Source organism: Ruminococcus sp. FMBCY1 (assembly GCF_023921805.1).
Lineage (GTDB): Bacteria > Bacillota > Clostridia > Oscillospirales > Acutalibacteraceae > Ruminococcoides > Ruminococcoides intestinale_A.
Window position 1 is genome coordinate 1,694,732 of the sequence record NZ_CP074197.1, and the last position, 25,190, is coordinate 1,719,921.

The following is a 25,190-nucleotide window of genomic DNA, read 5'->3' on the forward strand; positions in this document are numbered from 1 at the left end:
TTTAAAGGTTGACCAAACTTTTATAATTTATTAACCCTAAAAAGGAATGAAATATATGAAATATTTTGCAGGAGAATATGATGTAGCAGTTATCGGTGCGGGTCACGCAGGCATTGAGGCGGCTTTGGCTGCCGCCAGACTTGGCTGTAAAACTGCTGTTTTTACCATAAATATGGATGCCGTCGGCAACTGCCCTTGCAATCCGTCAATCGGCGGAACGGCAAAAGGTCATCTTGTTCGTGAAATTGACGCACTCGGCGGCGAAATGGGCAAGACTGCCGACGAATGTTTTTTGCAGTCCCGTATGCTCAACCGTGGTAAAGGTCCTGCCGTTCACTCATTGAGAGCGCAGATTGACCGCCGCAAATATTCCACCGTTATGAAACACAAACTTGAATTGCAGGAAAATCTTGAATTAAGACAGGCGGAAATCGTTGAAATAGAAAAGACAGAGGACGGTTACGACCTTACCACAAGAATGTTAGCGGTTTTTCATTGCAAGACGGTTGTTATTGCCACAGGCACATACCTCGGCGGCAGAATTTTTGTGGGCGAAGTATCATACGAAAGCGGTCCTGACGGCATTTTTCCTGCGTCTTTTCTTGGTGCAAGTCTTAAAAAACTCGGCTTGCCGTTAAGAAGATTTAAGACAGGTACTCCTGCCAGAGTTTTAAGAAATTCCATTGATTATACAGACCTTGAAGTACAAAAGGGTGACGAACCGCCGCAGCCTTTTTCGTATGAAACCGAAAGTTTGGGCGAGAACAAGGTTGACTGCTACATAAGCTGGACAAATGACGAAACCAAGCAGATTATCCTTGAAAATATTCACCGTTCACCGCTTTACGCAGGTAAAATCGAGGGTATAGGCCCTCGTTACTGCCCGAGTTTTGAAGATAAAATAATGAGGTTTAAGGATAAGCCAAGACATCAGCTTTTTATTGAGCCGTGCGGTCTTGACACAGAAGAAATGTATTTGCAGGGAATGAGCTCATCACTCCCCGAGGAGGTACAGCTTAAGTTTTATCACACCATAAAAGGTCTTGAAAACTGCGTAATTATGCGCCCTGCCTATGCCATTGAATATGACTGCGTTGACCCGACAGCTATGCTTGCAACGCTTGAATTTAAAGATTTTCCAAACCTTTTCGGTGCGGGTCAGTTTAACGGCAGTTCGGGTTACGAAGAAGCGGCGGCACAGGGACTTGTTGCCGGAATTAATGCCGCTTTGAAAGTCCTCGGAAAATCTCCGCTCATTCTTGACAGAGCAGGCTCTTATATCGGCACTCTTGTAGATGACCTTGTAACCAAGGGTGCAAACGAGCCTTACAGAATGATGACATCGAGAAGTGAGTACCGCTTGATTCTCCGTCAAGACAATGCGGACGAAAGACTTACTCCGCTCGGCCACAAAATCGGACTTATCAGCGAAGAAAGATACCAAAAATTTCTTAACAAACAGGAGCTTAAAAAGCAGGAAATAAAGCGACTTAAGACAACCGTAATTTCTCCGACAGAAGAAGTAAACAAAATTCTTACAGAGCGTGGCACAAGTGAAATTACCACGGGAGTACATCTTATTGACCTTATAAAAAGACCGCAGCTTGACTACAAGTCGCTTGAAAGTATAGACACAGGCAGACCGAAACTTGACCCGAACATTTTTGAGCAGGTTGAAGTGGAAATCAAGTACGAAGGCTACATTTCAAAGCAATTAAAGCAGGTTGAGCAGATGCGCAAACTTGAAAACCGCCGACTGCCTGATGATTTTGACTACAGAACAATTAAGGGATTAAGACTTGAGGCGCAGGAAAAGCTGAATAAAATCAAACCGTTGAGCATTGGACAGGCATCCAGAATTTCGGGAGTTTCGCCTGCCGACATCAGCGTTTTGCTCATTTGGCTTGCACAGAATAAATAATCGGAGGAATTTATGATTAAGAATTTGCTCCAAAATTATATAAAAGATTACAAAATCACACTCACGGAAAATCAGTACGAGCAGTTTCAAAAATATTTTGAATTGCTTGCAGAGTGGAACGAAAAAATGAATCTTACCGCAATTACAGACGAGAGCGGTGTGGCACTCAAGCATTTTGCCGACAGCCTTAGCTTGCTCAACTTTGTTGACATTCCGCAGAACAGCAGTCTTGCCGATGTCGGTACGGGTGCGGGTTTTCCGGGTGTTGTTCTGAAAATTGCCAGACCTGACATAAAACTTACCCTTATAGACAGCCTTAATAAAAGACTTGTTTTCTTGAATGAGGTTTGTTCTCAGCTCGGCATAGACGCAGAGCTTATCCATAGCAGGGCAGAGGACGGCGCAAGAGATGAAAAGCTGAGAGAAAGTTTTGATTTTGTTGCGTCAAGAGCGGTTGCACGAATGAATGTTTTGAGTGAATACTGCCTGCCGTATGTAAAGGTGGGAGGTGCGTTCTGTGCAATGAAGGGCGCACAGGCAAACGAGGAATTTAAAGAATCTTTAAATGCAATTAACACCCTCGGCGGTAAACTTGAAAACAAATATTTCTTTGAATTACCCGAAAACGGCGGCGAAAGAGCAATTGCGGTAGTCAGAAAAGTTAAAAACACACCGCAAAAATACCCCCGTCAATCGGGAAAAATTAAGGCAAAGGCTTTGTAATTATGGAAAATAATTTTTATAACATTTTTGATTCGCACGCACATTACGATGACAAATGGTTTGACGAGGACAGAGAAGTTTTGCTTTCCTCAATGAAAGAGAACGGCGTGTGCGGTATTGTAAACAACTCTGTTGATTTAAAAACCGCAAAAGTCTGTATAGATTTTTGCGAAAAATACGATTTTATGTACGGTGCGGTTGGATTTCACCCCGAAAATCTCGAAGATATGCCAAATGATTATCTTGACCGGGTTGCAGAGCTTTTAAAGCACAAAAAAATTGTAGCTGTCGGAGAAACGGGACTTGATTATCATTGGGATATTCCTAAAGATTTGCAGAACAGAGTTTTTGAAGAACAGATAAAACTTTCGCTTGATGTGAATATGCCGATAATCGTGCATGACAGAGAGGCGCACGGCGATACTCTCAATTATTTGAGAAAGTACAAACCTAAGGCGCTTGTTCACTGCTTTTCGGGCAGTGTTGAGATGATGCGTGAAGTGATGCGCTACGGAAGTTACATCAGTCTTGGCGGAGTTGTTACTTTTAAAAATGCAAGACACAGCGTTGAGGTTGCAAAAGAAGTGCCGATTGACAGACTTTTGCTTGAAACCGATTGTCCGTATATGTCACCCGTACCGTTCCGTGGCAAAAGGTGCGACAGTACAATGATAAAATATACGGCGGAAAAAATTGCTGAAATCAGAAATACAGATGTGCAGGAGCTTTTAAATATCACCGCAGAAAATGCAAAAAGATTTTACGGAATAGATTAACGAATTTTTTAGGCAGAAATTAGATGTCAGCGCATAGGTTATAAAAGTTTGGTCAAACTTTTATTAATTTTAAAAAGAACATCAAAAAATTGTCACATTAAAAAGTTACGATATTCATATATAATGAGGGATACGAAAGGATGTGCCGTTATGAGCAAATTGCTTGTTGTTGATGATGAATACAGAATCAGACAGATTATTAAAAAATATGCCGAATTTGAGGGCTACGAGGTAGAAGAGGCAGTTGATGGTATGCAGGCTATCGAGCTTTGCAGACGACAGGATTTTGACTTGATTATTATGGATGTTATGATGCCTGAGCTTGACGGTTTTTCGGCTTGCAAAGAAATAAGAAAATTTAAATCCACACCTATTATTATGCTTTCGGCAAGAGGTGAGGAGTACGACAAAATTCACGGCTTTGAAATTGGCAGTGACGACTATGTGGTAAAGCCGTTTTCACCAAAGGAACTTATGATGCGTGTAAACGCAGTTATAAAGAGAAGCGGAAAGGCAAACAGCGAGCCTGAAAAGGATATTTTTACATACAAAGGTCTTAGCGTTGATTTTTCCGCACGAATTGTTACCATTGACGGCGAAAGAGTTGAGATGACTCCAAAGGAGTACGAGCTGTTTTTCTATATGGTGAAAAACAAGGGTATTGCGCTCACCCGTGAAAAGCTGATTAGCGAAGTATGGGGTTACGATTTCTTCGGTGACGAGCGTACGCTTGATACTCACATCAAGCTGTTAAGAAAAAGTCTGAAAGATTACAGCAAATGTATTGTTACTCTGCGAGGAGTTGGCTATCGTTTTGAAACACTCTAAATTCAGAAAACTCAGCTGGGCTGAGGTAAAAAACAGAGAAATGCCGTTGCATTTCACACTTTTATGTTATTTTTTGCTTTTCGGTCTTTTAATTCTTGTTGTACTGTGGATATTCCAATCGTTTTTTCTTGAATCGTTCTACACATCTACCAAGAAAAATGCGGCGGAAAAAAGTGCAAAAATAATAGCGGAATCTCTTGAAAATAATCAAAATCCGCTTGCTACCATAGAAAATGTGGCGTCATACAATTCTTTGTGTGTACAGGTTTACGATACAAGCACAGCATTTTTTCAAAAACGCTACGAATGTAACTATGCCTCTCCGTCGGTTTCGCTGAACATTGAGGCGCACAAAGTTTATTCATACTATTCTTGTGCGTCCGATAACAACGGAAGCTGCCTTGAAATCATAGGTGAGAACGAACGACAGGACGGTCTTTTTGAAGATTATCAGAAAAATACCGCCACAAACGATACCGCAAGTAAATTTAACTGGAAGAGAAAATCGAGCGGTACAGCAAAAATTATGACATACGGCAAAATTCTCTCTCTCGAGGACGGCACCGAATGTTTTGTAATAGTTTCTTCCGTAATTACACCGATTAATAATACGATTGAAATTATAAAAGACCAAATTTTTGTAATTTCTATTGTATTTTTCGTGCTTGCTGTGGCAATATCACTTTATGCAAGCCAAAGAATTGCAAAACCTATTTCGCTTACAACAAAGGCGGCAAAAGAACTTGCAAAGAAAAACTACGATGTCGAGTTTGATTCAAAGGGTTATCTTGAGGTTCAGGAACTCAACGACACCTTAAATTTTGCCAAAAAAGAACTCGCCGCAAACGAAAGACTGCAACGGGAACTTATCGCAAATATTTCCCACGATTTGCGCACACCGCTTACTATGATTACAGGCTACGGCGAAGTTATGCGTGATTTACCGGGTGAAAATACCGCCGAGAACATTCAGATTATCATTGACGAGGCAACAAGACTTTCAAGCCTTGTAAATGATTTGCTTGATTTGTCAAAATTGCAGTCGGGCACAATGGAACTTCAAAAGTCGGTTTTCTGCATTACCGACAGTTTCAAAACTATTTTTGCGAGATATGCAAAGCTCAAGGAGCAGGACGGATATAATATTTATCTTGATAAATGCAAGGAAAGAGTATTTGTAAAAGCCGACGAACTGAAAATTTCGCAGGTTATATACAACCTTGTAAATAACGCTATTAACTATGCAGGCGAGGACAAAACGGTTGTTGTTACCCAGCAGGTAATCGGTGAAAAGGTGAGAATCAATGTAACCGATCACGGTGAGGGTATTCCTGCCGACAAACTCGAGTACATTTGGGACAGATATTATAAGGTTGACAAGGAGCACAAGCGCAGTGTAATAGGCACCGGTCTTGGACTGTCAATTGTAAAATCTATCTTGAATGCCCACAACGCAAGATGCGGTGTAACAAGCACCCTCGGCAAAGGCAGTACATTCTGGTTTGAACTTGACACTGTAAAGGTTGTTGAGATTAAGGAAGATATGAATTAAAGTATAATTAATCTTTTTATACTTATAATAATTATAACTCAATAATACGGAGAATTTTATATGACTTATGATGAAGCAAAAAACTTAATATCGAAAGGTGAAGGTATAGATATTGAGTTTAAAAAATCAACGGTTGATATAACAAAAGATGTATATGAAACTGTTTGTGCTTTTTCAAATAGATTTGGCGGTCATATCTTTTTAGGTGTTAAAGATGACGGTACAGTAATTGGTGTTGACAAGAATTGCATAGAAAAAATCAAGAAAAATTTTGTTACATCAATTAATAATCCCACAAAATTTTATCCTTTATTGTATTTACAAATTGAAGATATAATTTTTCAAGATAAATATCTAATCCATATTTATGTACCTGAAAATCCACAAGTATGCAGATGCGGAGGTAAAATTTACGATAGAAATAATGATTCTGATGTAGATATAACAAATTCGGGTGATTTGGTTTTTAATTTATATTCCAGAAAACAAGGTAAATGTTTTGTTGATAATGTACTTACACAATATAATATATCCGATTTACGCACAGATGTAATAGAGAGAGCACGAAGAATGTCAAGGGCAAGAAATAAAAACCATCCTTGGCTGACTATGACTGATGAGGAGTTATTAAGGAGCGTTGGTCTTATTGCAAGGGAAAGTAACAGCAATAAAGATGGTATTACATTAGCTGCAATTTTATTGTTCGGTAAAGATGAAATAATAGCATCTGCTTTACCGCAATATAAAACCGATGCTATTTTCAGAGTTGAAAATTTAGACAGATATGACGACCGAGATGTTATAATAACAAATCTTTTTGATACATTTGACAGACTTATGAATTTTGGTAAAAAGCATTTGAGTGATCCTTTTTTACTTGAAGGTGTGCAGGCTGTGAGTGCAAGAGATGCTATTTTACGAGAAATATTTTCTAACAGTCTTGCTCATCGTGATTATTCAACCGGATATGTTGCAAAATTTGTGATTGAAAAGGATAAAATGTTTACTGAAAACGGAAATGTTTCGCATGGTAACGGTGAACTTGAACTTAATGATTTTAAACCTTTTTCAAAAAATCCTGTAATTGCAAAAGTTTTCAGAGAAGTTTCCCTTGCGGATGAGTTGGGTTCGGGAATGAGAAACACTTTTAAATATACAAAGCTTTATTCCGGCGGTACACCTGAATTTATTGAAGGTGATGTATTTAAAATTATTATTCCTCTTTCAAAGGCGGCAACTGAAATTGTCGGTCCTCAAAAAGATGAAAATACCCAAGTCAGTACCCAAGTCAGTACCCAAGGTGAAGATGTTTTTGAAAAAATACTTGATTTTTGCGAAGTTCCTAGAACTAAAAAAGAAATTACTGAATACTTTAATTTAAAAAATGCAAAAGGTTTTGGTAAGAGATATTTAACTCCTTTAATTAGTGAAGGAAAACTTAAAATGACCATTCCCGAAAAACCTACAAGCAGCAAGCAAAAATATATTTCGGTAAGTAAAAGCTAAAAATAAAATCCTAAACAAAGATGTTTGCAAAATAAAAATGTTTAAAAGCAAGAAAATCCGCATTTTACACAAATGCGGATTTTTGTTAAATATCATCTTGTTGTGAATCTTTAAAATATGACCTGTACTGACTCGGAGTAAGATTTTTTTTCTTTTTAAAAAGTCGGGAGAAGTACATTTGATCTGCAAATCCCGATTCGCTTGCAACATCTTTTATAGTAAGATTGGAAGTTGCAAGCAATGAACTTGCCCTTGAAATTCGTAATTTATTGATATAATCGTGTACAGACATACCCATTTCCGATTTAAACAGCTTATAAAGGTAAGAACGGTCGAGTTTCAGATAGTTTGAAACATCGGTTGCGGTAAAACTTGAATTTCGGTAATTGAGTTCAATATATTTTGCCGCAGAGAGTACATAGTGATTAAACTCTTCGTTTACCGCAGGAAAATATTGTATGTAATAAGAAAGCAGATAGCACATTCTTGCGTTTATCCTTGCGTTCTGATAAATGTCTCCTTTTCCGTCAACAGTAATATTGAACAATTTTTCAACATCAGGTAATTCAATAGGCGGGGTAACATAAAGTCCCGATGTAAATGCCGTATGAGAAATGAGCCACATATAATCTACACCTGTAAAAAATACATACAGCAATTCGCAGTTGTCATCTCCGCATTCAAAAGTAGCCTCAACATTTGGTCTTACAAATATACTTTGCATTTCGGTTATATCATATTTTATCTTGTCAATCCATAAAATGCCACTGCCCTTCAGTACATAATATAAGGCGGGAATGTTTTGATTAAGGGCAATTATACTGTATTTTTTTGAAAAATGGTACTTTCCGTTTAAAATATTATGAGCGGCTTGTATATTGTATTTATTATATTTTTCCATATTTCACCTGTAAATTTCCGTTTTTTTAGTTTTATGCAACATTTATCTATAAACTAAAAACAAATATCTATATCAATAATTTACAAACTTGTTTATAATAATTACATAATACAACAAAATTTTGTTAAATGCAACATCTGTTTGCGGAGGTAGTGAAAATGAACTACAAATACGAAATCGTAAATTATGACAAAAACATTCCGGCAAAAATTCTATATTGCGATTTATCGTCTGATACACATAAAACCGAACTTCACTGGCATCGTGAACCGGAGATTGTATATGTACTTGACGGTCTTGGAGAGTGTTCTCACAACGGCGAGGTTATGGATCTTCCTGCCGGGGAATGTAAAATTTTTAACAGCGAAGATGTGCATTTGGTTCGTCCTAAAATGGGACATCGTGCGAATATGATTATTATTCAGCTTTCGTTTGAATATATGAGAATGTTTTGCAAGACAATTGACAGCGTTATCTTTGATCTTCACGATAGATCCGAGCAAAAAGGTGAAATCTGCGAAATTTTGCGCCAGATTGCAAGTATTGATATAGACCATGACGAATACGGTGTATTAAAGCAGATTTCAGGAGTTAATTTATTATACTACAAATTGCTTAAATATTGTACTTTGCTTAAGAGAAGTTCTAATTCTTTCATTATACCGAAGCGTGATTTTTCATATGCAAAAACCGCTATTGCGTATATCAACGAAAACTTCAAGCAGGAGATTCCTCTTAACGAGATTTCAAGCGTGGTTAATCTTTCGCCGTCTTATTTCTCAAAATACTTTAAGAGCGTAACACAGGTTAGCTTTTCGGAGTACCTTGCAAATCTTCGTCTTGAAAATGCTTTGCAGGATATGCTTACAAAAAATTCTACCGTAACGGTTGCTGCAGTTGAAAACGGCTTTGCAAATGTAAAGTCATTCATTACGCAGTGCAAAAAGGTTTACGGTTACACTCCTGCACAGTATAAAAAACATCTGCTTAACAGATGATTAAAATTGATTACAAGTTTTTTCTTTATTATACCCAAAAAGGACGACCACTGTTTTACAGTGGTTGTTCTTTTTGCGTAAAAATATTGGAGTTTATTAATTAACGCTTAGCTAAATGTTTTACCAATCAATTGTAAAGGTTTGGTCAACCTTTTCAAAGGCTTGACCTAAATTTTTTAATTATTTAATTACAACTTTTCTTAAAACAATAATTTTCTTCAACTTTAGATAAAGCGTCAAAATTCATTGAAATAAGTCACAAAAAGTTTTATAATAAAAGATACGGATAAATCACACCGAAAGGAATTTGAGTATGAATATCAGACAAATTAAGGCTGAAACCGTAACACAAACGGTAAAACAGCTTTTTCTCGACTGCAATTATTTTATTGGCAAAGATATTATGACCGCTCTTGAAAAAGCAAGAGAAAACGAAAAGTCAAAAGTAGGCAAAAGTGTGCTTACACAGATTATTGAGAATGACAAACTTGCCGCAAAGGAAGAAGTACCTCTTTGCCAGGATACAGGTATGGCAATTTTGTTTGTAGAGTACGGCGATAAGGTCGTTATTGAGGACGGCAGTTTTGAAGATGCGGTAAACGAGGGTGTACGACAGGCTTATAAGGACGGCTACTTGAGAAAAAGTGTAGTAAATGACCCTGTTTTTGACCGATTAAATACTAAGGACAACACACCTGCCATTATTCATACAAGAATTGTAAAAGGTGACAAAATAAAAATTACTGCCGGCGGCAAAGGCTTTGGCAGTGAGAATATGTCTGCAATAAAAATGCTTACTCCGTCATACGGAATTGAGGGTGTAAAAAAATTTATTCTTGATACTGTAAGAACCGCAGGTCCTAACCCGTGCCCACCTATTGTAGTAGGCGTAGGTATCGGCGGTACATTTGAAAGATGTGCCCAGCTTGCAAAAAAGGCAACATTCAGAGCAATTGACACACACAATGAAGACGAGCGTTACGCAAAACTTGAGGACGAATTGCTTGAGAGCATAAATAAAATGGGATTCGGTCCTGCCGGTCTTGGAGGAACTACAACAGCAATCGGAGTTAATATTGAAACTTCGCCGACTCATATCGCAGGTATGCCTGTTGCGGTAAATATTTGTTGCCATGCGGCAAGACACGCAAGCGCAGAAATTTAAGGGGGAGAGAACTATGCCTAAAAAATTAACATTACCGCTCAGCGATGAAGATATAAAAAATTTAAAAGCAGGCGAAAGCGTTTTGCTTAGCGGCACAATGCTTACAGGCAGAGATGCGGCACATAAAAGACTTTTTGAGCTTATTGAAAAAGGCGAAAACCTTCCTGTAGATATTAAGGGCGAAATAATTTATTATGTAGGCCCTGCACCTGCAAAACCCGGATACGCAGTAGGCCCTGCAGGCCCTACATCAAGTTATAGAATGGATAAGTACGCACCTGCATTGCTTGACCTCGGATTAAAAGGAATGGTAGGCAAAGGCGCAAGAAATAAGGAAGTAATAGACGCTATTGTCCGTAACGGCTGTGTGTATTTTGCGGCAATCGGCGGTGCCGCCGCTTTGATAGCAAAGAGCATTAAAAAAGAAGAAATGCTGTGTTATGAAGATTTGGGAACAGAGGCGGTCAGAAGATATACTGTCGAAGATTTTCCTTGCATTGTAGCAATTGACAGTAAGGGCAATAATGTGTATGAAACCGAGCCGAAAAAGTATAATACAGAGGATTGATTTTTAAGGACTGCAAAACAGCAGTCCTTTTTATTTTTGCTTTTTATCAAAAGTTATGGTAAATTATGGTTAGATGACTTTCGGTCGGGCAACAAAGTAAAATAATAGCCAAACTTTCTGCTCGAAGTTAAAAGTTTGGTCAACCTTTTCAAAGGGTGTGGGTGTGGGCAACGCCCACAAATTAATAAAAATAAACTTATTTTCATTAAAAGCAAACAGTAGTAATTGCTCAATAGTATAACTAAACTTTAGATTAATTAAGTGGCAGAAAGTAAGAAAGTTGCACTTGAGCAGTCTTAGAGAAAAGATATTCTAAAGGACGCAAAAGTTTGCGTGTGTGGCTAATTTGCCCTTGAAAAGTGGCAAATTAGTAGTTTTAGTTGCGTAGCTTTTCTTTTTGTCGCTCTCGCATTTGGCTATCGCTGTTATGTTCAAACCGCCAAACGGCAAGCCTTTTGGCTATCAAAAATGTGCGATAATTTATAGCATTTTATGGGCTCTGCCCAAACCCGCAACCCTTTAAAAAGGGTTGACCTAAATTTTGAATTTATTATTCTAAACTTTTTTGCCAAACTTAAAATAGTCAAAATAAATTATAAAACAACAAAGCAACTGCCATTTTATTTATTGTAATTTTATTTATTTTGTGTTAAAATTATCATATAAAATTTACAAATTAATTATTTATTATATGTTTTTAACAAAGAAAGGACAAATTATGATTATTAATCTTGATTTGAATATTGAAAAGCCGAGATACTACACTGTTTCTGATATTACATTTGCTCAGGTTGACGCTTGGTTTGGTCATACAACACGAGATTTAAAGCTGGATTTGATTTATCCGCAGAGCAGAATGAAAAAAGTCCCCTGCATTGTTTGGATTTGCGGCGGCGGTTGGATAAGAATGGATAAATCCGCTCACCTTGCTTACCTTGCAAAACTCGCTCTTAACGGTTTTGCCGTGGCAAGCGTTGAGTATCGTACCAGCAACGAGGGCGCTTACCCAATGCCGCTTGAAGATGTAAAGGCGGCTATCCGTTACCTTAAGGCTCACGCCGAGCGTTACTCTCTTGACGAAAATAAATTCGGTGTTGCAGGCGAATCTGCGGGCGGTTATCTTGCCGCAATGTGCGCACTCAACAACGACAAAAGCCTTGATGTCGGCAATTATCTCGATTATTCAAGCGAAGTTCAGGCTTGTTGTCCGTTTTATCCGCCAACTGACCTTGCAACTTTTCCGTACAAATCAGCTCTTGAGGCAGGCACTAGTATGGAGTCGCTTATGCTCGGAATGAATGTAGTTCTCAACAAGGAAAAGGCGCAGGAATGTTGCCCTGTATCATTTGTAACACCGTCAGCACCGCCTTTTATGATTTTTCATGGCACAAACGATTCAACTGTTCCGTTTTCGCAAGGCAAGGTGCTTTATGATTTGCTTATAAAAAACGGTTGCGACGCAACATTGGTAGCCGTAAACGGCGCAGAACACGCAGATATTTTCTTTGCACAGGAAAAACTATGGGATATGGTAGCGGATTTTTTCAAGGACACACTTTATAAATGATATAATTAACAAGAAAAGTTTTCAACAATTTATTATAATGCTGTTGAAAACTTTTTCTTTGTATTTAATATTTATTTTAAGTCGGAAAAAATAAACAAACTTATAGAAAAATATACAATGAATTAAAGAAAAAATCCAAAAAGTATATAAAAAACAGTCAAAATGTGATATAATTATTAATTATAAACAGTGTAAGGAGAATTACCGTGAAGGAAACAATCTGTACTATACCGATAAACGATATTTTTATGCCAAAAGACGGTTGCCCTATCTGCCGGATGGAGGATATGCTCGAAAAGCAGTATGTTAAATTCATTACAGGCGATGCAATGATGGAGCCAAACATCAGAATAGAAACCAATAAAAAAGGTTTTTGTCACCGCCATTTTTCGCAGATGTTCACGGTAGGTCAAAAATTGCCTAATGCGCTGATTTTAGAAAGTCATTTGCAGGAAATTATCGACAAATATATGCCTGCAAAACTTAAAGGCAAGCCCGACAAAAAACAACTTGAGGGCATTAAGGAAGAATTATCTTCCTGCTATGTCTGTGACAGAATCGCAAGCGATATGCACCATTTTATGGCAACAGTTTTTGTAGAGTGGGCAAAGGGCGAAGAATTCAGAAAGTTGTATAACGAACAGCAGTTTATCTGTTTAAAGCACTATTCTTTTATAATGAGTGCCGCAACGGGCAAGGGCGGAATTTCGTCAAAACTTTTGCCTGACTTTTACGCTGAAACCGCCGCCCTCACAAAAAATTACCTTGTAAGCCTTAAGGCGGATATTACACACTTTTGTTCAATGTTCGATTACCGCAGTCAGGGACAGGATTGGGGCACATCAAAAGATTCGATTGAAAGAAGTATTGCGTTTTTGACGGGTACGGATTGATAAAACAGAAAATTCGGAATTTCCGAATTTTCTCCCAATGTCTTATATAAAGGAAGATTAAATAAATAATGAAAAATTTTTTAAATCCCAATCAATGCAGGTATCTTGCAAGTTTAATATGTGTCTTAGGAGCAATTTTTGCTTTTATTTCAAAGATTAAATTCGGAATGAACAGCATTCATCCCACATTTATTATAGGAATATTTATTATTATTGCAGGTTTTGTGTTCGGTTTTATAAAAGCCAGATGCCCGCATTGCAACTGTTTGCTTTCGTTCAGTACAAAGGGCGATCCAAAGCATTGCCCAAACTGCGGCGGCAAACTTGAAGATGATGATTAAAATTAGTTTACATAAATTTGGATATACTATAAAAAGGAAGTCTTACTATGCTGACATATACGGCCGATGATTTGGAAAAAATTTTCAGGGAAGAGAATATAAATCCCGATGAGCTGCAGAATATGGTAGTGGAAAAGCTCACAAAAAATAACCTTAAGCTTGCCACCGCCGAAAGCTGCACGGGCGGTTTGCTTTCGGGAAGAATTACCGCCGTGAGCGGTGCAAGCGAGGTTTTTGACTGCGGTGTTTGCTCGTATGCAAACGAAATTAAGCACAAGGTGCTCGGAGTGAGCGAAGAAACTCTTAACACACTCGGCGCAGTGTCGCCCGAAACCGCTTTGCAGATGGCGGAGGGTGTAAAAAAACTTGCAAATGCCGACATCGGCGCAAGCACCACGGGTATTGCAGGGCCGACAGGCGGAACAGATGAAAAACCTGTCGGACTTGTTTATGTGGGAATTTGTGCAAATTGCAGTAAATTTCCCATAAAACTTTTGCTCGGTGAAACAAACGGAAGTAAAAATTCCCGAAATTATATAAGAAAACTTGCTTGTAATGCCGTTCTTTATACAATTTGGAAATTAACCTAAATGTTGTAAAAAAATCTTGTAAAAAAATTAATATTGTGGTAAAATAAAATCGTAACTGTGGATATGGGGGTTTTTTTGCCCTTAAATTATAATTCATTTAAGTAATTATAATTTAATCTTTTGATTTATCCCGAAAATATAACTTAATATCCGTCAGAATGGAGTTGATTTTAATGGAAAGAAGTGCAGGTATCCTGTTGTCGGTTACTTCGCTTCCGTCCCCCTACGGAATTGGTACTATTGGTAAAGAGGCTCGTGAGTTCGCTGACTTCCTCAAAAAGGCAGGTCAGAAGGTATGGCAGATTCTTCCTGTCGGCCCTACAAGCTACGGCGACTCTCCTTATCAGTCCTTTTCAACTTATGCAGGTAACCCTTACCTGATTGACCTTGACACACTTTGTGAAGAGGGTCTTATTACTAAAGAGCAGCTCGATAGCTATGATTGGGGTTCTAACGATGCTGAAGTAGATTACGAAAAAATCTACAACAACAGATTCGACGCTCTTAGAATTGCTTACGATAATTTCAAAAAGAAAGACCAGAAGGCTTTCTCCTCATTTAAGAGAAAGAACAGCAAGTGGCTCAAGAATTACGCACTTTATATGGCTGTAAAGAAGAGCTTTAATATGGTTTCCTGGACAGAGTGGCCGGACGAAGAAATCCGTATGCACGAGGAAGCTGCTGTTAAGCGTTATGAGCGCAAGCTTAAAGACGATGTTGATTTCTGGAAATTCTTACAGTTTAAGTTTTATGAGCAGTGGGAGGCTTTCCGTGCTTATGTAAACGGTCTTGGAATTAAGATTTTGGGTGATATGCCTATCTATGTTGCTATGGATAGTGCAGATACTTGGGCAAATCCTGAGTTGTTCCAACTTTATGATGACGGTGATCCTATTGCAGTTGCAGGTTGTCCGCCTGACTATTTCTCGGCAACAGGTCAGCTCTGGGGCAATCCTCTTTATGACTGGGATTACCTCGCAGAAACAGATTACGAGTGGTGGTTTGAGAGAATTAAAGCTGCGTCAAAGCTTTATGATCTCACAAGAATCGACCACTTCAGAGCTTTTGCAAGCTACTATTCAATTCCTTACCCTGCTGAAAACGCTATTAACGGTGAGTGGGTTGAAGGTCCACGCATTAAGTTCTTCAAGATGATGGAAGAGGCTATCGGCAAGATTGATATTGTTGCAGAGGATCTCGGAACTCTTACTCCCGATGTTACCGAGCTTATGGAGCAGACAGGTTATCCGGGAATGAAGGTACTTGAGTTTGCTTTTGACAGCGGTGAAGAGAACGATTATCTCCCGCATAAATATACTGAAAACTGCATTGTTTACACAGGTACTCACGATAATGACACCGTTATGGGCTGGGTAGAAACAGCTAAGCCTGAGGATGTAAGCTATGCAAGAAGTTACTGCCAGATGCCTGAGGACGAGCCTTTTAACTGGGGTCTTATCCGTACAGCATATGAGAGCAAGGCAGGTATGGCTATTATTCCTGTTCAGGATATTCTCGGCCTTGGCAAAGAGGCAAGAATGAACATTCCGTCAACACTCGGCGGTAACTGGACTTGGAGAGTTGATAAAGCGGCTCTTACTGATGAGCTTGCAGAAAAATTAAAAACAATGTCTGTAAATAGCGGACGACTGGAGGACTAAACAAATGAGCAATATTATGGAAAAGCTTGAGCTTACAGCACAGTCTATGTATTGTAAGAAGATAGAAGAGCTTACACCTTCCGAACTTCATCTTTCTCTCGGCAAGGCTGTTATGGGCGAAATTGCCGACAACTGGGCAGCAAGCAAAGCTAAACACAACAGCGAGCGCAGAGCTTACTACTTCTCTGCTGAATTTCTTATGGGCAGAATGATGTACAACAACCTTTACTGCCTCGGTATTCTTGATGATGTAAAGAAGATGCTCAAGAAAAAGGGCGTTGACATCAATGTATTTGAAGATATTGACGATGCAGCTCTCGGTAACGGCGGTCTTGGTCGTCTTGCAGCTTGCTATCTCGACAGTGCCGCTACTATGGAAGTACCGCTCGACGGTTACGGCATTCGTTATAAGTATGGTCTTTTCAAGCAGCTCATCAAAGACGGTTATCAGGTAGAAGTTGCTGACGATTGGCAGAGATTTGATGATCCGTGGTGCCTCCGTCGTGAGGACGAGGCTGTAACAGTATCATTTAAGGGTCAGACAGTTAAGGCTGTTCCTTACGATATGGCTGTTATCGGCTGTAAGACAACTAACATCAACACACTCAGACTTTGGCAGGCTGAAGCTATCAATGAGTTTGACTTCCAGGCATTTAACAATACAGAGTACAACAGAGCAGTTCAGGAGAAGAACGATGCTGAAAACATCACTAAGGTTCTTTATCCTAACGATAATAAGTATGAAGGTAAAGTTTTAAGACTTAAGCAGCAGTATTTCTTCTGCTCAGCATCACTTCAGGATATTATGCGCAGATACAAAGCAAAGCACGGCAACGATTTCAGCTTCTTTGCTAAGGAAAACGCTATTCAGCTTAACGATACACACCCTGTATGTTCAATCCCTGAACTCGTAAGACTTCTTATGAACGAGGGTATGAACTTTGACGAGGCATTTGAAATCGCAAGAAAGACTTGCGCTTATACAAACCACACAGTTCTCGGCGAGGCTCTCGAGAAGTGGCATGCTGACCTTATGATGCAGGTAATTCCTGAAATTTACCATATCATCTGCCTTATCGCAAATAAGCTCCAGGAAGAGCTCACAGCTAAGGGCATTAGTGAGGATATGAAAGCTAAGATGCGTATTGTTGACGCTAACACAGTTCATATGGCAAGACTTGCAACTTATGCAGGCACATATGTAAACGGTGTTGCTAAGCTTCACACAGAGATCCTCAAGGACGATGTTCTTAAGGAGTGGTACCAGGTATATCCTGAAAGATTCCAGAACAAGACAAACGGTATTACACAGCGCCGTTGGTTAGGTCTTTGCAACCCTGAACTTTCTGCACTTATCACAGAGAAAGTTGGCAGCGACAACTGGCTTATTGACCTTTCACTTCTTTCAAAGCTCAATGACTGCATTGATGCTAAGACAATTACAAAGTTTAACACAATCAAGAAGAAGAAGAAAGTTCAGCTTGCAGAGTACATCAAGAAGATGGACGGCGTAGAGATTAACCCTGATTCTATCTATGATATTCAGGTAAAAAGACTTCACGAATATAAAAGACAGCTTCTCAATGCTTTCTCAATTATGACAATTTACTTCCGCATTAAAGAGGGCAAGCTTCCTAACTGGACACCAACAACATTTATCTTTGGTGCTAAGGCTGCTCCCGGTTATGCAAGAGCTAAGGCAATCATTAAGTACATCAACGAGATTGCTGACCTTGTAAACAACGATCCTGATACAAAGGATAAACTTAAGGTTGTATTCATTTCTAACTACAATGTATCTTACGCTGAAAAGATCGTAGTTGCTGCTGACCTTTCAGAGCAGACATCTACCGCAGGTCTTGAGGCATCAGGTACAGGTAATATGAAGTTTATGCTCAACGGCGCATTAACACTCGGCACATATGACGGTGCAAACATCGAAATCGCAGAGTGCGCAGGCGAAGAGAACGAGTATATCTTCGGTGCAAGAGTAGAAGATATTGAAAGACTTAAGAAGGAAGGCTACGATCCTAAGAAGCTTTATGAGGCTAATCCTGAAATCAAGAAGGTTGTTGATACACTTATCGACGGCACATTTGATGATGACGGCGCTCAGGGCGAGGGCAGCTTTGCTGAACTCCACAATGCTCTTATCAATGGTACATCATGGCAGGAGGCAGACCACTACTTCCACATCTATGATCTCCCACTTTATGTTGAAACAAAGATCAGAGCTAACTCAGATTATGCTAACCGTAAAGAGTTTGGTAAGAAGTGTCTTATCAACATTGCTAATGCAGGTAAGTTCTCATCAGACAGAGCTATCGTAGAGTATGCTAAGGATATTTGGCACACATCTTACAGAAAAGTTTAATTGATTATATAAGTAAATAACTTTTCATTAATTTAAATCGTTAAAGTCCGGCAATAACTAAGGTTGTTGTCGGACTTTTTGTGTTATGTAAAAATATCTGGGATAGTTAGAGTGGGGGAGAGGAGGTTATAAAAGAAATTCCTTATTTGAGTATTGCGGCGATTTAATTAGTCGGGTTTTAGAGCCAAAAAGTTTTTAATGCACAAATAATAAAAAATTTAGGTCAAGCCTTTTTAAAGGTTGACCAAATTTATTAGTCCGAGTATAAAGTTTTGTACGAGCTCAAACAAAATTACCCAACCGTTGATACAATGTTTCACGTGAAACATTTTTACTGTTTAACAAACAAAAAATATAAGAAAAATTACAATTATTCTATAAATACTCTTTTAAATATGCATTATTAGTGGTATAATGTATATTAGATTTAGAAAACACGCATTATTTTACGGTAAAGGTGATATTTTGGCTAAAATTATTTCAATTTCAAACCAGAAAGGTGGTGTTGGCAAAACCACCACAGCGGTTAATCTTGCTGCTTGTTTGGGCGCTTTGGGCAAAAAAACTTTGCTCGTTGACGCCGACCCACAGGGTAACGCAACAAGCGGTGTTGCTATTGATAAGCGTAAGGTTACTGCCTCAACCTATGAAATTTTGGTTGACGGTGCTAAGGCAGAGAGTTGTATTGTTACAACTCCGTATGAAAATTTGCATATTCTGCCGTCAAGTCTTGACCTTGCCGCCGCTGAACTTGAAATTTCCGATAAAAAGGGCAGAGAGTCTATTTTAAAAAATGCTCTTTTGCCAATTAAGCAATACTATGATTACATAATCATTGACTGCCCACCGTCACTCGGACTTATTACAACTAATGCTCTTACGGCATCAGATACTTTTTTAGTGCCGATTCAGTGCGAATATTATGCACTTGAAGGTCTGACACAGCTTATGAGTACGGTAAGACGAATTAAAAGACAATACAACAACACTATTGACATTGAAGGTGTTTTGCTTACAATGTATGACGGCAGACTGAATCTTACACAGCAGGTTGTCGAGGAAGTTAAAAAATTCTTCCCTCGTAAGGTGTTTAAAACCGTAATTCCGAGAGGTGTAAGACTGTCGGAGGCTCCAAGCTTTGGTATGCCCGTAATTTACTATGACAAGAATTGCAAGGGAAGTATTACATACACGGAACTTGCAAAGGAAATAATAGCAAAGGAGAGAAGCTATGAGTAAAAAATTTGGCGGTCTTGGCAAGGGCCTTGATACTATTTTTGCCGAGAACGAAACCGAAGACAGCAACAGCTCCGTTATGCTGAAAATATCTGAAATCGAACCAAACCGCTCCCAGCCTCGTAGAGATTTTGACGAAAATTCATTATCCGACCTTGCACAGAGTATTTCACAACACGGACTTCTGCAGCCTTTGCTTGTTCGACCACTGCCAATCGGCGGCTATCAGATAGTAGCAGGCGAAAGAAGATACCGTGCTTGCAGAATGGCAGGACTTACCGAAGTGCCTGTTACAATTCGAGAACTTTCGGATACAGAAACTATGGAGCTTGCGCTCATCGAAAATCTACAGCGTGAGGACTTGTCGCCTATTGAAGAGGCACTCGGTTACAAAGCACTTATTGACGAGCATGGCTTTTCGCAGGAAGAAGTTGCAACATCCGTCGGTAAATCAAGACCTGCAATTGCAAATTCGCTTAGAATTTTAAAACTGCCGGACAGTGTTCTTGAGTATGTAAAGCAAGACAAAATTTCCGCAGGCCACGCAAGAGCATTGCTTATGCTTGACAACGAAGAAGATATGCTTGAACTTGCGGAACTTATCTATAAAAAAGATTTATCGGTTCGTCAGGCGGAAAAACTTGCAAAGAAAAAGACGGAAGTTGAGGAAGATACTCAACCGGAGAGAAAACCGTCTTTTTACAGTATGGTTGAGCTTGCACTGAACGAAAGTCTTGGCAGAAAAATCAAGGTAAATAAAAACAAAGGTAAGCAAGGCGGCGTACTTCAAATTGAGTTCTATTCAGATGAAGAGCTGACCGAGCTTTCAAATAAATTAAAATAGATATTTCTATTTGCCGTATGGCATATTAAAAATATAATGAGAGGAAATGCAAAATGATTGATATTAAATTTTTAAGAGAAAATCCTGAGGCTGTAAAGCAGAACATAAGAAATAAATTTCAGGACAGCAAACTTGAACTTGTTGACAAGGTAATCGAGCTTGACGCTGAAAGCAGAGCAGTAAAGGCGCAGGCTGACGAGTTGCGTGCTAACAGAAACAAAATTTCAAAGCAGATCGGCGCTCTTATGGCTCAAGGTAAAAAAGAAGAGGGTATGGCTCTTAAAGAAGAGGTTACCCGTCAGGCTGAACAGCTTGCCGAGCTTGAAAAGAAAGAAGAAGACCTTTCGGCAAAAGTAACCGAGATTATGATGGTTATTCCACAGATGATTGACCCATCTGTTCCGATTGGTAAAGATGACAGCCAGAATGTAGAAATTGAGCGTTTTGGCGAGCCTGTTGTACCTGATTTCGAGATTCCGTACCACACAGACATTATGGAAAAACTCAACGGCATTGACCTTGACTCTGCAAGAAAGGTAGCAGGTAACGGTTTCTATTATCTTATGGGCGACATCGCAAGACTTCACAGTGCCGTTATCGCTTACGCAAGAGATTTTATGATTGACAGAGGTTTCACATACTGCGTACCTCCTTTTATGATTAGAAGTAATGTTGTTACAGGCGTTATGAGCTTTGCTGAAATGGACGCTATGATGTACAAGATTGAGGGCGAAGACCTTTATCTTATCGGCACAAGCGAACACTCGATGATCGGTAAGTTCATTGACACAATTAATAAAGAGGAAGACCTCCCTTATACACTCACAAGTTATTCGCCATGTTTCCGTAAGGAAAAGGGCGCTCACGGTATTGAGGAGCGTGGTGTTTACAGAATCCACCAGTTTGAAAAGCAGGAAATGATTGTTGTATGTAAGCCTGAGGACAGCAAAATGTGGTTTGATAAGCTCTGGCAGAATACAGTTGACCTTTTCCGTTCAATGGATATTCCTGTTCGTACACTTGAGTGTTGTTCCGGCGACCTTGCAGACTTAAAGGTTCGTTCACTTGATGTTGAGGCATGGTCACCTCGTCAGAAGAAGTATTTTGAAGTGGGTTCTTGTTCAAACCTCGGTGACGCACAGGCTCGCCGTCTTAAGATCAGAGTTACAGGCGAAAACGGCAAATACTTTGCTCACACACTTAATAATACTGTTGTTGCACCTCCGAGAATGTTGATTGCATTCCTTGAGAACAACCTTAATGAGGACGGCTCAATTAATATTCCTGTTGCACTTAGACCATATATGGGCGGCAAAGAAAAAATTGAAGTTCCTACAAAATAATTAATTTCAAAAGGGAGGTCGTTTGACTTCCCTTTTGTGGTTTAATTCTAAATGATTGGTAGCATTAAATAAATTATGGTTTAACGCACGGTTAAGATTAAATAATTAAAAATTTAGGTCAAGCCTTTTTAAAGGCTTGCGGGTTTGGGCAGAGCCCATAATATCTTCCAATATAACAATTTATTCGGCGCAAACAGCCTCGCTGTTTGCGTGTTAAAACTAAGTTTGAAAAAACAGGCGACAGCCATTAAAAAGACCTATTTTTTATTAATGGAATAACTAATTTGTTTTCTTATTGCTATCGCTTTTAAAAGCTAACACTGTTGTGTTCAAGCCGCCAAACAGCAAGCTGTTTGGCTATCGTTAGATTGCGTAAATTGAAAGTATTTGTGGGCTTTGCCCACACCCACGACCTTTGAAAAGGTCGACCAAACTTTTATACTTACTTGGTAAACCGGCCCGTTAATTATAATTTACTCCATCTATTGAAATTTTTTATTGAGGTGTTATGAACAGAAACGAATTTATAAACTATGTTCAAACTGCATACGGTGTGAAAGGCGATAACCCGTGGCAAAAAGATCCCGAGTCAACTGTTTTTCGTCATATTGGTAACAGAAAATGGTTTGCACTTGTGATGAGGGTGAAAAAGCATTGTATTGGAGTTGAAAGTGACGAGTACATTGATATTGTAAATTTTAAGTGTGATAAAGTAATGGTTGGCTCTGCACTTGGTAATAAAGGCTTTTATCCTGCGTATCATATGAATAAGGAAAATTGGATAACGGCGGCACTTGACGGTTCGGCAAGTGAAGAGAATATAAAGTTTTTCCTCGACATTAGCTTTGAACTTACCGCTCCTAAAATTAAATAATAACAGAAAAACTGCAACCCGTAGTGAGTTGCAGTTTTGTCTTTGATTAGCTTATAAAGTGTGATAAGTTGGGTATCACTTGGGTGTTAAGTAAGATAATTAAAAATTTAGGTCAAGCCTTTTTATAGGTTGACAAACTTTTATAATTGGTAAGCAGACTTTCCTTTAGAACATAATTTTTAGGAAATCACAATACTGAAAACCTGTTTATCAAATGTTTCACGTGAAACATTGTTTAACAGTTACTCAAAATGTAATCAATCAGCACTGCTACTCCGTCGTTATCGGAGTCGGGAACAACATAATCGGCACATTCAATGCACTTGCGTGACGCATCATCGACAGCCGCTCCAAATCCCGATTCGGCAATCATATCCGCATCATTATCGGCATTGCCGCAAGCACAGGTGTTTTGCATATCAATGTTGAGCATTTCGGCAAGGTGAGATAGGGCAGAGGCTTTGGTTGCCGATTTATCCATAAGCTCAATGAAATGCTCGGACGAAGTAGTTATAAAAATATCTTCAACGGCATTTTCAAGCATAGTCCAAATTCTTTTTCTTGTCTGCGGGTCGGTAGAAATATATTCAATGCTGTCAAGCTCATTCTTGTGTTCAAATATAAACTTTCTCATATCTTCAATATGACCGTGCGATGCCTTTACATAATCTATGTATGCCTCGGTACACCCGTATGCAAGCGGATTGTCGCTGTAACGCTTGTCGGTGTAAGTCAATCCGTCAACAAAAGCCTCCGAAATAATATCCTCGTCTTTCATAACATCAAGAATCTTAAGTACATCGTTTTCTTTAAGTGTAGCGGAATAAATCTTTTTTCCGTGCCGATCATAAATTGCGGCGCCGTTTGATGTAATCAAATAGTCAATACCCTCAATATCCAAGATGCTTTGCGGCATTGTGCCGAGGGGTCTGCCTGTTGCAATCGCAATGATTATGCCGTTCTCAATTGCTTTTTCAAGCGCAGATTTAACGGCAGGTGCAAGAGTGTTTTTGCTTGTAAGGGTTGTGCCGTCAAGGTCAAGTGCAAGTAATTTAATTTTGTTCATAGTCACCTCATATATTCTTAGGGCAAAAGCCGTCCATACAACAGCTTTCACATTTAGCGTTTCGTGCCGTGCAGACAGCTCTGCCGTGGAGTACGAGTCTGTGGCAAAAGTCATTGCTTTCTTTTGGGGGAAGCAGATCACGCAGAGCGAACTCTATTTTTTTCTGGTCTTTTAAATTGTGCAAACCAAGCCGCTTGGTAATTCGTATACAATGCGTGTCAACTACAACCGCAGGCTTGCCGAAAATATCGCCGCACACAAGATTGGCGGTTTTTCTGCCGATACCCGGTAATTTTATTAAATCGTCAATATTGTCGGGAACAATGCCGTCAAAATCCTCGCAAAGCATTTTTGCCATTGCTACAATGTCTTTTGACTTTGTTTTATAAAGTCCGCACGATTTAATGTACTCGGCAACTTCTTCGGGAGTAGAATCTGCAAAGTCCTGTGCGGTTTTAAATCTCTCAAAAAGTGCGGGAGTAACTATATTTACCCTTGCATCTGTGCATTGCGCAGCCAGACGGGTGGCTATAAGAAGTTGCAGGGGGTCTGTATATACAAGGCTGCAAATTGCATCGGGGTACTCTGCTTTGAGCGCATTGACAGCCATAAGGGCAATTTGTTTTTTATCCATAATATCACCTCAGATAATAGTGTAACACAAAATAATTACTATTGCAATCAGCAGTAAAAACTGTTAAAATATAGATAGAAAGGGTGCTTTTTTAATGTATAAAAACTATATTTTTGATTTATACGGAACATTGATTGACATAAACACAGATGAGTGGAGTGAAGAACTTTGGGAGAAAATGGCAGTTTACTACGGCTACAAGGGCGCAATCTATACCGCTGAAGAGTTAAATGAGGAGTACGGTAAACTTGTTGAGGCAGAGAAAAAGGCTGTACACAGACGACACAAGGACTACAGCGTTATCGACATCAAGATTGATAAGGTATTCAAAAAACTTTACAACCAAAAGGGCGTTAAGGTAACTAAGGCTGTTGTTGAGCAGACCTGCGCAGTGTTCAGATGTTTTTCCACAAAGTATATTAAGCTTTATGACGGCGTAATAGAATTTTTTGACGCATTAAAGGCAAACGGCAAGAAGATTTATTTGCTTTCAAATGCACAGAGAAGTTTTACCGCAAATGAAATGGATATGCTCGGACTTACAAAATACTTTGACGGTATTTGCATCAGCTCCGATGAGGAGTGTTCAAAGCCTGACAGTCATTATTTTGAAATTCTGTTTGACAGATACGGACTTGAGAAAAGCGAGTCTGTTATGATTGGCAACGATTATATTTCGGATATAAAGGGTGCTCACGATTTCGGCATTGATTCATTGTATATTCACCAGAGCATTTCTCCTGAAATTGAGGGTGAGCTGCTTAGCAATTATAAAATTATGGACGGCGATGTGCATAAGATGAAAGAGCTTTTGCTTAAGGGAGAATAA

At 39.1% G+C, this 25,190-nt stretch carries 23 protein-coding genes; 20 read left to right on the top strand and 3 right to left on the bottom strand.

What is annotated here, in order from left to right; all coding sequences use genetic code 11:
* Nucleotides 1-55 precede the first annotated feature (55 nt).
* The 6 genes from mnmG to KGF34_RS08370 all read left to right on the top strand — a co-directional run bounded on the left by mnmG (nucleotide 56) and on the right by KGF34_RS08370 (nucleotide 7,306).
* On the top strand, nucleotides 56-1,921 hold the full coding sequence (gene mnmG, locus KGF34_RS08345) for a tRNA uridine-5-carboxymethylaminomethyl(34) synthesis enzyme MnmG (RefSeq protein WP_195411288.1): 1,866 nt from the start codon (nucleotides 56-58) through the stop codon (nucleotides 1,919-1,921).
* 12 nt (nucleotides 1,922-1,933) lie between these two features.
* Nucleotides 1,934-2,644, top strand: coding sequence for a 16S rRNA (guanine(527)-N(7))-methyltransferase RsmG (gene rsmG / locus KGF34_RS08350; RefSeq protein ID WP_252558716.1), 711 nt, complete (start codon nucleotides 1,934-1,936; stop codon nucleotides 2,642-2,644).
* A gap of 2 nt (nucleotides 2,645-2,646) precedes the next feature.
* Entirely contained in the window at nucleotides 2,647-3,420 is a 774-nt protein-coding gene (locus KGF34_RS08355) for a TatD family hydrolase (protein WP_252558717.1), read from the top strand.
* A 150-nt stretch (nucleotides 3,421-3,570) separates the two neighbouring features.
* Nucleotides 3,571-4,248 carry a response regulator transcription factor gene (locus KGF34_RS08360; protein WP_022234761.1) on the top strand — a complete coding sequence of 226 codons (678 nt, stop codon included), beginning with the start codon at nucleotides 3,571-3,573 and terminating at the stop codon, nucleotides 4,246-4,248.
* Nucleotides 4,235-5,800 (top strand): HAMP domain-containing sensor histidine kinase, encoded by a 1,566-nt coding sequence (locus KGF34_RS08365; RefSeq protein ID WP_252558718.1) that lies wholly within the window; start codon nucleotides 4,235-4,237, stop codon nucleotides 5,798-5,800. The genes KGF34_RS08360 and KGF34_RS08365 overlap by 14 nt, the downstream gene beginning before the upstream one ends.
* A 60-nt stretch (nucleotides 5,801-5,860) precedes the next feature.
* Nucleotides 5,861-7,306 carry an RNA-binding domain-containing protein gene (locus KGF34_RS08370; protein WP_022234763.1) on the top strand — a complete coding sequence of 482 codons (1,446 nt, stop codon included), beginning with the start codon at nucleotides 5,861-5,863 and terminating at the stop codon, nucleotides 7,304-7,306.
* Nucleotides 7,307-7,391: 85 nt separating this feature from the next.
* Here the strand turns inward: KGF34_RS08370 and KGF34_RS08375 are convergent, their stop codons facing one another.
* On the bottom strand, nucleotides 7,392-8,207 hold the full coding sequence (locus tag KGF34_RS08375) for an AraC family transcriptional regulator (RefSeq protein ID WP_186936364.1): 816 nt from the start codon (nucleotides 8,205-8,207) through the stop codon (nucleotides 7,392-7,394).
* Between the two features lie 158 nt (nucleotides 8,208-8,365).
* Here KGF34_RS08375 and KGF34_RS08380 point away from each other — a divergent pair, with 158 nt between their 5' ends.
* From KGF34_RS08380 to KGF34_RS08440, 13 genes are all read left to right on the top strand, one after another.
* Complete coding sequence (locus KGF34_RS08380) at nucleotides 8,366-9,205, top strand: AraC family transcriptional regulator (protein ID WP_252558719.1); 840 nt, start codon at nucleotides 8,366-8,368, stop codon at nucleotides 9,203-9,205.
* A 319-nt stretch (nucleotides 9,206-9,524) separates the two neighbouring features.
* Nucleotides 9,525-10,370 (top strand): fumarate hydratase, encoded by an 846-nt coding sequence (locus tag KGF34_RS08385; RefSeq protein WP_252560210.1) that lies wholly within the window; start codon nucleotides 9,525-9,527, stop codon nucleotides 10,368-10,370.
* Nucleotides 10,371-10,383: 13 nt separating this feature from the next.
* Complete coding sequence (locus KGF34_RS08390; RefSeq protein WP_252558720.1) at nucleotides 10,384-10,938, top strand: Fe-S-containing hydro-lyase; 555 nt, start codon at nucleotides 10,384-10,386, stop codon at nucleotides 10,936-10,938.
* A 691-nt stretch (nucleotides 10,939-11,629) separates the two neighbouring features.
* Complete coding sequence (locus KGF34_RS08395; RefSeq protein ID WP_354667445.1) at nucleotides 11,630-12,505, top strand: alpha/beta hydrolase; 876 nt, start codon at nucleotides 11,630-11,632, stop codon at nucleotides 12,503-12,505.
* Between the two features lie 206 nt (nucleotides 12,506-12,711).
* A complete protein-coding gene (locus tag KGF34_RS08400; RefSeq protein WP_252558721.1) occupies nucleotides 12,712-13,398 on the top strand; it encodes a DUF6062 family protein in 687 nt (228 codons plus the stop codon).
* A gap of 68 nt (nucleotides 13,399-13,466) precedes the next feature.
* Nucleotides 13,467-13,739 carry a hypothetical protein gene (locus tag KGF34_RS08405; protein WP_252558722.1) on the top strand — a complete coding sequence of 91 codons (273 nt, stop codon included), beginning with the start codon at nucleotides 13,467-13,469 and terminating at the stop codon, nucleotides 13,737-13,739.
* Between the two features lie 47 nt (nucleotides 13,740-13,786).
* The gene (locus KGF34_RS08410) at nucleotides 13,787-14,329 is read left to right on the top strand and encodes a CinA family protein (RefSeq protein WP_252558723.1); all 543 of its coding nucleotides are present in this window, start codon (nucleotides 13,787-13,789) and stop codon (nucleotides 14,327-14,329) included.
* A gap of 173 nt (nucleotides 14,330-14,502) precedes the next feature.
* Complete coding sequence (malQ, locus tag KGF34_RS08415; protein ID WP_252558724.1) at nucleotides 14,503-15,990, top strand: 4-alpha-glucanotransferase; 1,488 nt, start codon at nucleotides 14,503-14,505, stop codon at nucleotides 15,988-15,990.
* A 4-nt stretch (nucleotides 15,991-15,994) separates the two neighbouring features.
* Complete coding sequence (locus KGF34_RS08420; protein ID WP_252558725.1) at nucleotides 15,995-18,364, top strand: glycogen/starch/alpha-glucan phosphorylase; 2,370 nt, start codon at nucleotides 15,995-15,997, stop codon at nucleotides 18,362-18,364.
* 465 nt (nucleotides 18,365-18,829) lie between these two features.
* Nucleotides 18,830-19,603 (top strand): AAA family ATPase, encoded by a 774-nt coding sequence (locus tag KGF34_RS08425; protein WP_117706661.1) that lies wholly within the window; start codon nucleotides 18,830-18,832, stop codon nucleotides 19,601-19,603.
* Complete coding sequence (locus tag KGF34_RS08430; RefSeq protein ID WP_252558726.1) at nucleotides 19,596-20,444, top strand: ParB/RepB/Spo0J family partition protein; 849 nt, start codon at nucleotides 19,596-19,598, stop codon at nucleotides 20,442-20,444. Before KGF34_RS08425 ends, KGF34_RS08430 begins: the two co-directional genes overlap by 8 nt.
* Before the next feature lie 53 nt (nucleotides 20,445-20,497).
* The gene (gene serS / locus KGF34_RS08435; RefSeq protein ID WP_176781411.1) at nucleotides 20,498-21,787 is read left to right on the top strand and encodes a serine--tRNA ligase; all 1,290 of its coding nucleotides are present in this window, start codon (nucleotides 20,498-20,500) and stop codon (nucleotides 21,785-21,787) included.
* A gap of 508 nt (nucleotides 21,788-22,295) precedes the next feature.
* Entirely contained in the window at nucleotides 22,296-22,661 is a 366-nt protein-coding gene (locus KGF34_RS08440; protein ID WP_252558727.1) for an MmcQ/YjbR family DNA-binding protein, read from the top strand.
* A 235-nt stretch (nucleotides 22,662-22,896) separates the two neighbouring features.
* Here KGF34_RS08440 and KGF34_RS08445 read toward each other — a convergent pair whose 3' ends face one another.
* Both KGF34_RS08445 and nth read right to left on the bottom strand, forming a co-directional pair.
* Complete coding sequence (locus tag KGF34_RS08445) at nucleotides 22,897-23,727, bottom strand: Cof-type HAD-IIB family hydrolase (protein WP_195411413.1); 831 nt, start codon at nucleotides 23,725-23,727, stop codon at nucleotides 22,897-22,899.
* Nucleotides 23,728-23,734: 7 nt separating this feature from the next.
* Nucleotides 23,735-24,361: an endonuclease III gene (gene nth / locus KGF34_RS08450; protein WP_252558728.1), complete on the bottom strand. Its 627-nt coding sequence runs from the start codon at nucleotides 24,359-24,361 to the stop codon at nucleotides 23,735-23,737.
* Between the two features lie 94 nt (nucleotides 24,362-24,455).
* Between nth and KGF34_RS08455 the strand changes: the two genes are divergently transcribed.
* Entirely contained in the window at nucleotides 24,456-25,190 is a 735-nt protein-coding gene (locus KGF34_RS08455) for an HAD family hydrolase (RefSeq protein WP_022234778.1), read from the top strand.